The organism is Streptomyces cathayae (genome assembly GCF_029760955.1).
GTDB classification, from domain to species: domain Bacteria; phylum Actinomycetota; class Actinomycetes; order Streptomycetales; family Streptomycetaceae; genus Streptomyces; species Streptomyces cathayae.
Map to the genome: position 1 here is coordinate 88,866 of NZ_CP121682.1, position 12,216 is coordinate 101,081.

The 12,216-nt window shown below is 73.9% G+C and carries 9 protein-coding genes and 2 pseudogenes; 5 read left to right on the forward strand and 6 right to left on the reverse strand.

Going from position 1 to position 12,216, the window contains the following annotated elements; all coding sequences use genetic code 11:
• The first annotated feature begins 51 nt into the window (after positions 1-51).
• The 5 genes from PYS65_RS00445 to PYS65_RS00465 all read left to right on the forward strand — a co-directional run bounded on the left by PYS65_RS00445 (position 52) and on the right by PYS65_RS00465 (position 6,287).
• The gene (locus tag PYS65_RS00445) at positions 52-1,005 is read left to right on the forward strand and encodes a TrbL/VirB6 family protein (RefSeq protein WP_279331654.1); all 954 of its coding nucleotides are present in this window, start codon (positions 52-54) and stop codon (positions 1,003-1,005) included.
• A 571-nt stretch (positions 1,006-1,576) separates the two neighbouring features.
• On the forward strand, positions 1,577-2,719 hold the full coding sequence (locus PYS65_RS00450; RefSeq protein WP_279331655.1) for a polyprenyl synthetase family protein: 1,143 nt from the start codon (positions 1,577-1,579) through the stop codon (positions 2,717-2,719).
• A complete protein-coding gene (gene crtI / locus PYS65_RS00455) occupies positions 2,716-4,305 on the forward strand; it encodes a phytoene desaturase family protein (protein WP_279331656.1) in 1,590 nt (529 codons plus the stop codon). The genes PYS65_RS00450 and crtI overlap by 4 nt, the downstream gene beginning before the upstream one ends.
• Complete coding sequence (locus PYS65_RS00460; protein ID WP_279331657.1) at positions 4,292-5,290, forward strand: phytoene/squalene synthase family protein; 999 nt, start codon at positions 4,292-4,294, stop codon at positions 5,288-5,290. The genes crtI and PYS65_RS00460 overlap by 14 nt, the downstream gene beginning before the upstream one ends.
• Positions 5,283-6,287, forward strand: a complete 1,005-nt coding sequence (locus PYS65_RS00465; RefSeq protein ID WP_279331658.1) for a DUF5914 domain-containing protein — start codon at positions 5,283-5,285, stop codon at positions 6,285-6,287. The genes PYS65_RS00460 and PYS65_RS00465 overlap by 8 nt, the downstream gene beginning before the upstream one ends.
• Positions 6,288-6,296: 9 nt before the next feature.
• On the opposite strand, the gene PYS65_RS00470 is transcribed toward PYS65_RS00465, so the two are convergent.
• The 6 genes and pseudogenes from PYS65_RS00470 to PYS65_RS00495 all read right to left on the reverse strand — a co-directional run bounded on the left by PYS65_RS00470 (position 6,297) and on the right by PYS65_RS00495 (position 12,116).
• Positions 6,297-7,805 (reverse strand): FAD-dependent oxidoreductase, encoded by a 1,509-nt coding sequence (locus tag PYS65_RS00470; RefSeq protein WP_279337806.1) that lies wholly within the window; start codon positions 7,803-7,805, stop codon positions 6,297-6,299.
• Between the two features lie 56 nt (positions 7,806-7,861).
• Positions 7,862-8,593: a methyltransferase domain-containing protein gene (locus PYS65_RS00475; RefSeq protein WP_279331659.1), complete on the reverse strand. Its 732-nt coding sequence runs from the start codon at positions 8,591-8,593 to the stop codon at positions 7,862-7,864.
• Positions 8,590-9,816 carry a lycopene cyclase family protein gene (locus tag PYS65_RS00480; RefSeq protein ID WP_279331660.1) on the reverse strand — a complete coding sequence of 409 codons (1,227 nt, stop codon included), beginning with the start codon at positions 9,814-9,816 and terminating at the stop codon, positions 8,590-8,592. The genes PYS65_RS00475 and PYS65_RS00480 overlap by 4 nt, the downstream gene beginning before the upstream one ends.
• Positions 9,813-10,178, reverse strand: a pseudogene (locus PYS65_RS00485) (FAD-dependent oxidoreductase); the annotation flags it as partial. The pseudogene PYS65_RS00485 and the gene PYS65_RS00480, both read right to left, overlap by 4 nt.
• Before the next feature lie 36 nt (positions 10,179-10,214).
• Positions 10,215-10,352: pseudogene (locus PYS65_RS00490) on the reverse strand (FAD-dependent oxidoreductase); the annotation flags it as partial.
• Between the two features lie 669 nt (positions 10,353-11,021).
• The gene (locus PYS65_RS00495) at positions 11,022-12,116 is read right to left on the reverse strand and encodes a carboxylate-amine ligase (protein ID WP_279331661.1); all 1,095 of its coding nucleotides are present in this window, start codon (positions 12,114-12,116) and stop codon (positions 11,022-11,024) included.
• Positions 12,117-12,216 lie beyond the last annotated feature (100 nt).

Sequence of the window (12,216 nt, forward strand, 5' to 3'; positions counted from 1 at the left end):
ATACTGTCCCAAAAGGCGCGAAACGTCCGGCGAGTTCATGGAGGCGGACCCATGCAGGACAACGCCGAGCACGACGAGGACCCCGTCGAGGAGCACGACCTGGACGACGGCGAACCCAGCGCCGAGGACGAGGTGGCCACGGCCCACGAAGACACCGACGTTCTCGGTGATGAGCCGGCCGGCAGGCGCGCGGCGGCCGGCGCGTCTCCTGACGTCTTCCTCGACGTTCCGGTGCTGAAGGTCGACGAGATCGACTTGGACGTGGAGGACCTACGGGCGCATGTCTCGCTGCAGGCCGAGGTGCTGGACCTGTTGAAGTTGAACGTGGGCGCCGCCGTCACGCTCGGCCGGGTGCACCTGGGTATCTCGGGTGTGGAGGCGCAAGCCCAGCTCAAGGTGCGTCTCGACAACGTCGTGACGATTGTCAACCGGGTGCTGACCACACTCGATCGCAACCCGGAGATCGTCCAGGAGTTGGCACGCGGGGTCGGTTCCGCCGTCCAGGACGTCGGCGGTGGCGCCCGCCGAGCCGTGGGTGAGCTGGGCACGGGCGCGGGACGGGCCGTCGAGGACGTCGGCCGGGGCGCCGGGTCCGCCGTACAGGACGTGGGACACGGCGCCGGTGGTGCGGTCGACGACGTGGGACGCGGCGCCGGGAGGGCCGTGCAGGACGTCGGCGGTGGCGCCGGGAGGGCGATGGAGGGCGTCGGCGCCGGGGCGGGCCAGGCCGTCGGTGATGTCGGTGAGCATGCCGGGGAGGTGGCCGAGGCCGCGGGCGGCACCGCGCAGAAGGCCGCCGAGGACGTCACCGGGGCGGCAGGCGACACCGCAGGCCGGACGGGGCCGACCGGATCAAGCGCGTCACGCGGGCCCGCCGCCGGGGATCGGGACCGGACCGCCCGGAGCGAGAGCGGCACCCGCCCGCGCCGGGCCCGCGACGAGGACGGGAAGGAGGCACCTCGGCCCACCCGCCGCACCGCCCGGAAGCGGGACGAGCCGCCCTGAACGGCTGACACCCCCGGGCCGCAGGACGCCGGCCGGCCCGCCACCGTCGGAGGCCAGGACCCTGAACCAGACATCTCGTTCCAGGCGACGGTCCGGTCCGAGCACCTCTGCTTCACGGAAGCACCACGGACAGCCGTCCGTTTCCCCGGCACCGGCGAACGTGAGTCGACATCCCACAGCGACCGGGTCAACCTCCCCGACGGAGTTGTCCCCGGCCGACGGTACGACAACGTCACTGTCGCCTACCGTCTCGAAACCCGACTCACCCCCCGGCACGAGGGGCGGATCTGAGCGCCTGGCCGTCTCCTGACGGCTCGGCACCTGCCCGGTCCGGGCATCTGCGTCACCTTCCCCGGGTGCGCTGCTTGCCGCCGCTGTGGCTTCTCACGCCTGTCCAAAGTGGCCGGGGACGGGCACGCGGGGCACACGGCCATGAGACCTACGTCGATGGGCCGGTGGAGTGAGCGGTTCCACGGACGGGTGCCGCGCCGGGCATGGATCACACGCATCCACACCGGGCGCCCGGCACACACTGGTGTGCCGGTGACCGAGAGCGAGAAAGGGGCGGAGCATGCCTGGACCAGGACCGACGGTGGCCGAACCGGCGGGGCGCGCCGACGGCCCGCTCACCGCCGCGGATGCCACCAGGGCCGTCGAGACGGTGCTCGGAGCTGTCCTCGACGCGCGACTGCGCCGGGCCGGTGACGTGGACGCGGTGTTCGCCCGTGACCTGGCCGGTCCTGTCACCGCGTTCGTCCGCCGTGGCGGGAAGCGGCTGCGCACTGCGTTCGCGTGGTGCGGCTGGCGGGCCGCGGGCGGTGCGGGCGACGCCACGGCGCTCCTGCGGACGGGGGCCGCGCTCGAACTGTTGCAGGCGTGCGCTCTCATTCACGACGATGTGATGGACGGGTCGCCGCTGCGCCGGGGCGGGCCGGCGATGCACGTGGGCCTGGTCCGCATGCACCGCACGGCGCGGATGACCGGCTCGCCGGAGTCCTTCGCGACGTCCGCCGCGGTGCTCGCCGGTGATCTGGCGCTGGCGTGGGCCGACGATCTGCTGACGGAGGCGGCACTCGGCTCGCCGCACGGACCGCGGCTGTACCGCGAGTGGCAGGCGATGCGCAGTGAGATGGTCGCCGGTCAGTACCGCGACATCCACGCCCAGGCGACCGGCGCGTCCGGCGTGGACGACGCGTTGACCATCGCCACGCTCAAGAGCGCTCTGTACACGGTCGAGCGGCCCCTGGCGCTGGGTGCTTCGCTGGCCGCCGCCGACGAGTGGACCGTCGCATCGCTGCGCTCCGCCGGCCGATGCGCGGGGCTGGCCTTCCAGCTGCGGGACGACCTCCTCGGGGCCTTCGGCGACCCCGAGCTGACCGGCAAACCGACCGGTGACGATCTGCGTTCGCGCAAGCTCACCTATCTCCTCGCCGTGGCCCTCAGGCTGGCCGACGCCGCCGGGGACGAGGAGGCCGCGGCCGTGCTCGCCCCCGGCGCCGCGACCCGGTCCGACGACACCGTGGAGCGGATGCGCAGGGCACTGGAGCGGACCGGAGCCCGGGCCCTGGTGGAGTCGAAGATCGAGGACCTGGCGGCCGCCGGCCTGCGGCACTTCGCGAGGACCGGTGCGAGCCCCGCGGTGCGGGAGGAGTTCGCCTCGCTGGTCGAACGGGCGTCGGGCGTCGTCCCGGGCCGCGGGAAGGAGAGCACGTGAGGACGGTGACCGGACGGACCGACCATGTCGTCGTGGTGGGCGCGGGCCTCTCCGGCCTCGCCTGCGCCCTCCACCTGCTGGGCGCGGGCAGACGGGTCACCGTCGTCGAACGGGACGCCGTCCCCGGCGGCCGGGCCGGCCGGATGCGACTCGGCGCATACCGGCTGGACACCGGCCCCACGGTGTTGACCATGCCCCAACTGGCCGACGAAGCCTTCGCGGCCGTCGGCGACAGTCTCCACCAGCGCGTCGAACTGGTGGCCCTGCACCCCGCCTACCGGGCGTGCTTCGCGGACGGGACCTCCCTCGACGTGCACACCGACGGTGCGGCGATGGAGGCGGAGGTGCGGCGCTTCGCCGGACCGGCGGAGGCGGCGGGCTACCGCAGGCTGCGGACCTGGCTGGAACGGCTGTACCGGGCGCAGATGCGGCGCTTCATCGACACCAACTTCGACTCGCCCTTCCAGCTCCTGCATCCGGACCTGGCCCGTCTGGCGGCACTCGGCGGCTTCGGGCGGCTGGACGCCGGGGTCGGCCGCTTCCTCTCCGATCCCCGTCTGCGCCGTGTCTTCTCCTTCCAGGCCCTGTACGCCGGAGTCGCCCCCGCCCGGGCCCTCGCGGCCTACGCGGTGATCGCCTACATGGACACCGTGGCCGGCGTCTGGTTCCCCAAGGGCGGCATGTACGCGCTGCCCCGCGCCATGGCCGAGGCGGCGGCCGACGCCGGTGCCGATCTCCGGTGGTCGGCCGACGTGAGCACCCTGGAGCGGTCGGCGGGCCGGGTCACGGCAGTACGTCTGACGTCGGGTGAGCGAATCGCCTGCGACGCGGTGGTGCTGAGCTGCGAACTGTCCGCCGCTCACCGGCTCCTGGGGCGCGCACCCCGGCGCCCGGTACGGCTGCGTCACTCACCGTCCGCGGTGGTCCTGCACGCCGGGACCGACCGTACCTGGCCCGGTCTGGCCCATCACACGCTCTCCTTCGGCACGGCCTGGGAGCGCACGTTCGACGAAATCATCCGCGCGGGGAAGCCGATGAGCGATCCGTCCCTGCTGATCAGCCGTCCGACCGCACACGATGCCACCCTGGCGCCGCCGGGCCGGCACCTCCACTACGTCCTGGCCCCCTGTCCGAACACCACCGTCGGACCTTCGGCCGCCGCCTGGCGGGACCTGGGCCCGCGTTACCGCGACAGCCTGGTCGCCGAGCTGGAGCGGCGGGGCCTGGAGGGTTTCGCGGACAGCGTCGAGGAGGAGATGCTGGTGACCCCTCTGGACTGGACGGCACGAGGTCATGCGGCGGGCAGCCCTTTCTCGGTCTCCCACACGTTCGCCCAGACCGGCCCCTTCCGTCCGCGCAACCTTGTACGAGGGCTGGACAACGTCGTGCTCGCCGGTTGCGGGACCACCCCCGGCGTCGGCGTCCCGACGGTGCTCCTCAGCGGCAAGCTCGCCGCCGCTCGCGTCACCGGTGGCGCCGCGGGCGTCAGCCGCCGCGCCTCCCGGCACCGGCCGGCTTCGGCGGTGCCCGCTGTCCCGTCCGTGCCGTCCGTGCCGTCTGCGGAAGGCGCCGATGACCCGTCGTGAACTGGACGCCGCCGGGATCACCGATCCCACGCTCCGCGCGGCCTACGCCCGGTGCCGACGGCTCAACGCGCGCCACGGCAGAACCTACTTCCTGGCCACTCGGCTGTTGCCGCTGGAACGCCGCTCGGCCGTGCACGCGCTGTACGGGTTCGCCCGCTGGGCGGACGACATCGTGGACGACCTGGACCGGAGCCGTACCTCCGACGAGCGCGACCGGTTGCTGAAGCGCCTGGAGAGCGACCTCGCGCACGGGCTGCGCACCGGCGGCGGGGACGAGCCCGTGGTGCGGGCCCTGGCCGACACCGTCGGCCGGTTCCGCATCGAGCCCGTGCTGTTCGCCGACTTCCTGGCCTCGATGCGTGCCGACCTGACCGTCACCGACTATCCGAGCTACGCCGACCTGCGGGCCTACATGCACGGCTCGGCCGCGGTGATCGGGCTGCAGATGCTCCCGGTGCTGGGCACGGTCGTACCCCGCGAGGAGGCGGCGCCGCACGCGGCGGACCTCGGGGTGGCGTTCCAGCTCACCAACTTCCTGCGGGACGTGGGCGAGGACCTGGACCGGGGCCGCGTCTACCTGCCGGCGGACCTGCTCGCCGCTCACGGTGTGGACAGGCCGCTGCTGGAGTGGAGCCGTCGCACGGGGCGGCACGACCCGAGGATCCGGGCGGCGCTCGTCGCCGCCGAGGCGATGACCCGGGACGTGTACCGGTCGGCGGAACCGGGCATCGCCATGCTCGACCCGCGGGTGCGCCCCTGCATCCGCACCGCCTTCACGTTGTACGGCGGCATTCTCGACGCGATCGCGGACCACGATTACAGCGTGCTGCACCAGCGTGCGGCGGTGTCCCGGGCTCGGCGCGCGGCCACCGCCGCAGCGGGTGCCGTCCGGGTGGCCGGCGCCCGGTGGCGCGGCCGCGCGCCGTGTCCGCCCCGGGTGGCGGGTGGCACGTCGTACGAGCGGAAGGGGCAGGGCAGTGGGTGACCGATCGGGCGAGCGCTGGACATCGCCGTTGCGGCGGCACCGTGGCCCGGACTGGGCGGCGCAGGCTCCGACGTGGCGGCAGGCGCGGCCGGCCGTGATCGCCGAAGCGCTCGAGCGGGCGTCCGCACGGCCCTTCGGCAACTGGTTCGTGGTCGGCGCCTCACGGGACGTGCGCGTCGGCGGGCGCCCGTGCGGTCGGACGGTGGGGGGCGTCGAGATCGTGCTGTGGCGCTCGGAGGCGGGGGCACTGCACGCGGGTCCGGGCGTCTGCCCGCACCTCGGGGCGCCTCTGCGGGACAGCCGGGTGGTCTGCGGCACGCTGGTGTGCCACTGGCACGGACTGGCCCTGGACGGTGGTGCGTTCGCCGGCTGGAGTCCCTACCCCGCGCACGATGACGGGGTGTTGGTCTGGGTACGTCTGGACACGGTGGGCGGTGAGGCGCCTTCGGACCGTCCCGCGGTGCCGGTGCGTCCCGCCGTGGACAGCGCGGTGGACGCGGTCTTCACGGCGGTCGGACGGTGTGAGGCGCAGGACGTCGTCGCCAACCGGCTCGACCCGTGGCACGGCTCGTGGTTCCATCCGTACTCGTTCGTCGACCTGACGGTGGTGCGGGAGCCGCAGGGTGACGAGGACGACGCCTTCGTCGTCGACGTCTCCTTCCGGGTGGCGGGGCGCCTGGTGGTGCCCGTGCGGGCCGAGTTCACCGCGCCCGGTCCGCGTACGGTCGTCATGCGCATCACCGACGGCGAGGGGGCGACGTCCGTGGTGGAGACCCATGCCACGCCGCTCACCGGCGAGGCCTGCCGGCAGCCGCGGACCACCGTGGTCGAGGCGGTCGTCGCCGCCTCCGGGCGGCGCGGCTTCGGACTGGCCCGGGGGGCCGCCCCGGTACTGCGCCCGCTGATGCGGCGTGCGGCCGGGCGCCTGTGGCGCGATGACATGGCGTACGCCGAGCGTCGCTGGGCGCTGCGCAGTACCGGACGGTTCCCGGGGTGAGTTCGTCGGTCACGGGTGCGTGCGACGCCCCGCGAGTGCGCCGAGGGCCCGCAGCGCGGGGGAACGGCCCGCCCGCGGGACCGTCCACAGCACCTGACCGCGGACACCCCAGCCGTCGAGCAGCGCGCCTGCCGCCAGGAAGCCGGTGGTGGCGGCGCGTTCCATGAGCGCGACCGGGAGGTCGCAGCGGATCGCGTCGCCGGCCAGCGTCACCCGTGGGTGGGGGGTCCGCACGGTGGGGCGCCGGTGGTGGGAGCCGACGGGGAAGAGCGGGCAGTCCGAGCGCCACTCGTGCCGGGCGTCGACGATGCGTGCCTTCCGGGTCTCCGGGTACACCTCGTGGAGGCGGTGGACGAGCGTGCTCCGCACTTTCTCCGGTGCGGCGCCGGCAGCGAGGGCGTAGGCGTGCAGTTCCACCACCGAGCCCCGGTTCCGGGCGGCCCAGCGCGCCGCCTCGTCCTCGTAGCGTTCCAGGACGCTGATGTTGTCCAGGCCGCCGTATCCGCTGGTGCCGAGGAAGCCGGGGCGGTCGGCGCGGACCGGCCGGTCGAGCCAGAGCCGGGAGACGAGGAACGGCGGTGCCGTACGCAGGGCGGCGATGTCGTCGCGCCAGGGGGCGGTGCCCAGGCCGGGTGAGGCTGCGACGAGCCGGCGCAGGGCGCCGGGGTCGAGGGCGAGCACCGCTGCCTCGTGGGGGTGTGCGGCGGTGTCGGTGCGCACGGTCACTCCCCCGGCGTCGTGGGGTCGGACGCCGTGCACGGGTGTGCCGGTGCGAAGGGTGGCTCCGAGGCGCTGGAGGTAGTCGCCCAGCGGCTCCCAGAGTGCCTGCGGGAAGGGGGCGTCCGGTACGTCGAAGAGCAGTCCCTCCGCCGAGCCGAGGAAGTAGATGTGGAACATCAGCAGCAGTTCCGCGGCGGACAGTTCGCGCGGATCGGCGAAGAAGCTGCGCGAGAACACCTCGAACGCGAGGTGGTGCGCGGCCTCGGGGAAGCGGACGCTTTTCAGGAACGTCGTCGCGCTGACGCCGTCGAAGCGTTCGTAGACGTCGGGCACCCGGACGTCGAGGAGGGGCAGCGCCGCCCGCGCGTCCATGGTGGCCAGGTCCCGCCAGCCGAAGGCGGGGCTCAGGGCGACGAATCCCAGTGCGCTGAACGGCGGGGTTCTCGGGACCCGGGCAAAACTGTCGCTCAGGCCGCCGCTGTGCCGCAGGGGGTAGTCGGGCAGCGGGGTGAGCCGCGCGAGATCGGGGTCGGTCCGCCGAAGCAGGCCGCGCAGGTTGTAGTACTGGCGGAAGAAGGCGTGGAAGCCGCGGCTCATGGTCGCCGTGGAGCCGTCGGCCAGACGGGTCCGGCGTCCGGCGAGCCGGCCGCCGAGCGCTTCCTCCCGTTCGTAGAGCGTGACCCGGGCGCCGCGCTCGGCCAGCAGAACAGCTGCGGCGAGACCGGCGATTCCGCCCCCGACCACGGCGACCGACGGCGCGTCCGCCCGCTCGAACCGGTTCCGGCCGGGTGCGGGCATCAGCACTTCGGCCTTGCGGTCGCGGCCCCGCCGGGCGCCACCGTGCGAGCGGGGGCTCACCGGGTCCGCTCCCCTGTCGTGGTGGAGCCGTTGCGCGCGAGGAACGTGTGCACGATGCCGGTCTGCCAGCCGGCGACGGGCGCGGCGCGCACACCTGTGAAGCCGGCCCGCGCCAGCCGGTCGGCGAAGGCGGACGCGGTGTCGAAGGCGAGGACGCTGCGCCACAGGTGGTGGTACAGGGCGCGGTCGCCGGTGAGCGTGCCTGTCGGGACGATCACGCCTCGGCACACGGCCGTCCACAGGGCGCGGTGAGCCGGTGAGCCGGTGAGGCTGTACTCGTGGACGGCGAGGCGCCCACCCGGCCGCAGCAGGCTTCGGACCGCGGCGAGGACCCGGTTCGGGTGGATGACGTTGCGGAACAGGTAGGCGGCGAACACCGCGTCGAGCGGGCCTTCCCCGGCCTTCGCCATTTCCTCGGCGGTCAGGTGCAGGAAGCGCACACGATCGGGCCAGGGTTTGGCCCGTGCGCGCCGCAGCATGCCCGAAGAGGCGTCGACGGCCGTGATCCGGGCCCGGGGCGCGGCCCGCAGCAGGGCCCGGGTGGAGGTGCCGGTGCCGCAGCCGAGGTCGAGGACGTGCAGTCCCGCTCCGCCGTCCGGCAGCCGGAGCCGCCGGGCCGAGCGGAGCAGGTCGGTGCGGTAGCCGGGGTGGAGAGCCGTGAGGCGGTCGTAGGTGGGCGACGCGTGGTCGAAGGCGCGTGCCAGATCGTGGTCGCGCAGCAGTGTCATCGGGGGCCCTCTTCGGATCGTGGGGCGGGGCGGGCGCGGCGCGGCAGGAAGGGGAGTTCGAGGGCGGTTCGGAGCATCGGGCCGACCGGGGTCCGCAGTCCGATGCCCCACTCCTCCAGGGGTGAGGTGGCACCGTCGAGGAAGCGCAGCAGCCGTTCCGGGGGCGTACGGCGGAACAGGGTGGTGAAGAAGTCGGGGCCGTGGATCCGTCCGGTGTCCAGGGCCCGCAGCAGGACCGCGTCCATGGCCAGCGCACGGCGTCCGTGAGGTGCGGGCACTGCTGCCGTGCGCCCGTCGCGCAGGGCCGCGGCGATGCCCCTGCTCTGCCGCTGCACCGCGGCGAAGGTGTAGCCCGTGGCGGGGCGGGTGGCGCCGCCCGCCGCCCCGATGCGGAAGACGGCGGGTCCGGCGCGCCGGGGGAAGCGCGCGTCGGTCATGGGGATCACTCCCTGCTCCGCCGCGTCCACCGTGAACGCGCCGAGCTTCAGGATCTCGCGGCCGTAGTGGCCGAGCGCCGCCTCGTACTCCTCGGTGGACAGCGGGGTCCGGGAGAACTCGGTGTACTCGACGAGCGCCCGGTCCGGTGCCAGCGGGAGGACGTAGCCGAAGGCGAGGCCGTGGCGCGGTTGCGGCACCCGGAAGTCCATCAGGTCGGCGACCTCGGGATCGAACCGGTTGTCGTCGGTGCGCACGAACCAACCGCGGAAGTGCTGCAGCAGGTGCGTCCGGGCCGGTGGCAGAGCGTGCAACGGGCGGGAGTCGAACACGTGGCGGGCGCGCAGCGTCAGTGTCCGTCCGTCGGGTGCCGTGCACCGGACTTCCGCGCCGTCGGGCACGTCGCGGATCGTGTCCGCCGTCGCACGCAGCAGGTGCGCACCGGGAGAGCGGGCGAGTCGGGCGTGCACCCAACGCTCGAACGGTGCGGACCGCAGCATGCGATAGCGCAGGGGGGCCGGGTCGACGGTGACCTCGCTGCCGTCGGCGCCGCGGACGCGCAGCCGGGACCAGGAGGCGGTGACCACCTCGTCGAAGTCGCCGGGGCCCTGGTCCCAGTAGCACCAGGTCCGTTCGGGCGGACGTGTCGGTCCGTCCGGCGGTTCGACGACGGTCACGGTGGTGGTGCCGGTCGTCGTCAGCCGGTACGCGAGACTGAGGCCGGCCGCGCCGCCGCCGACGATGAGCACATCGGACGGGCCGGCGGGAAGTGCGGGGGGCCGGCTCACCGGGCCCGCCGTTCGGCGATCGCACCACCGGGAACACCGGTGGCCCCGGGCGCCGGGCCGGTCAGTGCCTCTTGGGCGGCGCGTGTACCCGAGGCCGGGGCTCCCTGGACCGAGCCGGTCGCACGGTGGTCGCCGCACACGTGTCTCCCCGGTCCGAAGCGGGTCGTGCGACTGAGCAACCGGGGCGGCGGCATCGCGGGCAGCGCCCCCACGACGGTGTACGCGGTGACCCGGTGCCGGCCGCTCGTTCCGGTGCCGTGCAGATCGGCCAGGCGTCGCAGCACGGCGTCGCTCGTGCCGGGCTCGTCCGTGCCCGGCAGGGAGCTGGAGACCAGCGCGGTCCCGGGCGGTGCGTGGACGGGCAGACGAAGGGGCCCTCGGACCATGTCCCGCCGGTCCGTTCGCGTTCGGCCGCCCGGTCCGTCGGAAGCCTCCGGCGGAACCACGCGGCGTCCCGCACGGCACAGGTCCGACGCGCAGGCGAGGCCGGCACCGGCCACGACGGTGTCCGGTGCCCCGCGCTGACGGTCGCTCACGGTTCTCCTCTCTCCTCCAAGGCGTTGTGCGTCCAGCGGATCACGTCGTACCGGCGGATGCCAGACGCCACCACGGCCGAGTGCGCCGACGGCAGCGAGCCGTCACTCCGACAGCACCGACTCCACCGCCGCGACCGCCTCCGCGAGGCCCGAGGGACGTGGCGGACCGGGCAGGGCGTGGCCTGCCCGGCCGGGCTCCGGCGTCAGGAGGACCGGCCGTCGACACGCGCCCCGCACCCCCGCTCCCCCGCGGCCGCGTGCTGCGCCAGTGGCCGGCTCGTGGTGGCGCACGACGTCGGCCTCGGCGCTCGTGCCCGAGCGGTGGGCGTGACCGGACGGGGCGCCATGGTGGTTTCCGCGGACGCTGCCGTGGCCGGCCGGTACCGCTTCGGCCCGGCTCCCGGGAGTGCACGGGGGATCGGCCGTGCTCGTCGGACATGTGGGCAGCGGGACCGGAGACCTCGGTGAGTTCGCCGCGCTGTACGGCGTACGAGCCGGCGACGGGGTCGAGGTGCGACGCGCCGGCGCGGAGCCGGTCGTCCACCGCGTCGTCTCACGTCCGACGGTGCCGGAGGACGAACTGCCGTCCTCCGTCTTCCGCCGGGCGATCGTCCCGGTGTGCGTCCTGTCCTCTACGGCGCCGTTCGGCTGTCGGGCGGGAGGCATCCGTCAAGGCGTACCGCCGACTTCGACGATCATCTCGACGACGGCGCCGAGACCGCCCTCGACGAAGACCTGGCGCTGTTTGTCCGCGCCTGTGCCCTGTTGCAGCAGACGGTGGACGAGTGAGGTCACCTCGCGGGTGTCACCGGCCGCGTCCAGCGCCGGACCCACATGGTCCAGCAGCCCGTACACCACATCGCCCGCGCGCCGACGCCGGCCGGCCGGGTCGATCAGGTCTCCGCTCAGCCCGTGCCGTGCTGCCTGCCACATCGCCACCTGCAACATCTCCGGAGCGGGATCCGCCGGCGGACGGCCCGAGATCGCTTCGTGCAGCGCGGTGTCGGCCAGCGCCCGGGTCAGGCCGGCCAGCATGACCGCGTCGTCCGTGCGCAACTGCACGTCCAGACAACGGATCTCGACCGTGGGATAGTTCTCGGACAGCCGGATCTGCCAGTACAGCTGACCGGTGTCGTCGATCACCCCGGTCGACAGCAGTCGACGCACGCGTGCCTCGTAGTCCGCCACGTCGGCGAAGCGCGGCGGGATGCCGCTGACCGGCCATCGGCCGAAGACGACGGTGCGCCAGCTGGCGAAGCCGGTGTCCCGTCCCTCCCACAGCGGCGAGTTCGCCGCCATGGCGGTCAGGGACGGCAACCACACCCGGATCCGGTTCAAGATCTCCGTCCCCATCCGTCGGCTGGGGACGCCCACATGCACGTGCATGCCGCTGACCGTCTGCTCCGCCACCAGTTGCGGAGCCTGCCGCTGCATCGCTTTGTAACGGGTCTGGTCGGTGATCGGCACGGGGGTGTCCTCGCGGAACGGCGGCGTGCCGCTGGCCATGATCCGGTAGCCGCTCTTCTCCGCCGCACCGGCCACGGCATGCCGCAGCCGCAGCAGGTGGCCACCGGCCTCCTTCAGCGTGGCGCACACGGGCGTCGCCACCTCGATCTGCGCCTGCGAGATTTCCGGCTGGATCTCTTCCCCGGCGACGAAGGGCTGCAGGCCCGCAGCGGCCCTGACCCTTTCCGCGTGCGGAGCCAGCCGACCGGTGACCGGGTCGACCAGCAGGTACTCCTCTTCAATGCCGACGGTCGTCATCGCCGATCCTTCCGTTCCCGCGACCAACCGCTTCGGCAGGGAGCCGCATGCTGCAGCCCTGTCCCCCGCGCCCGACGACCCCCCGATCCACCGAAGGATG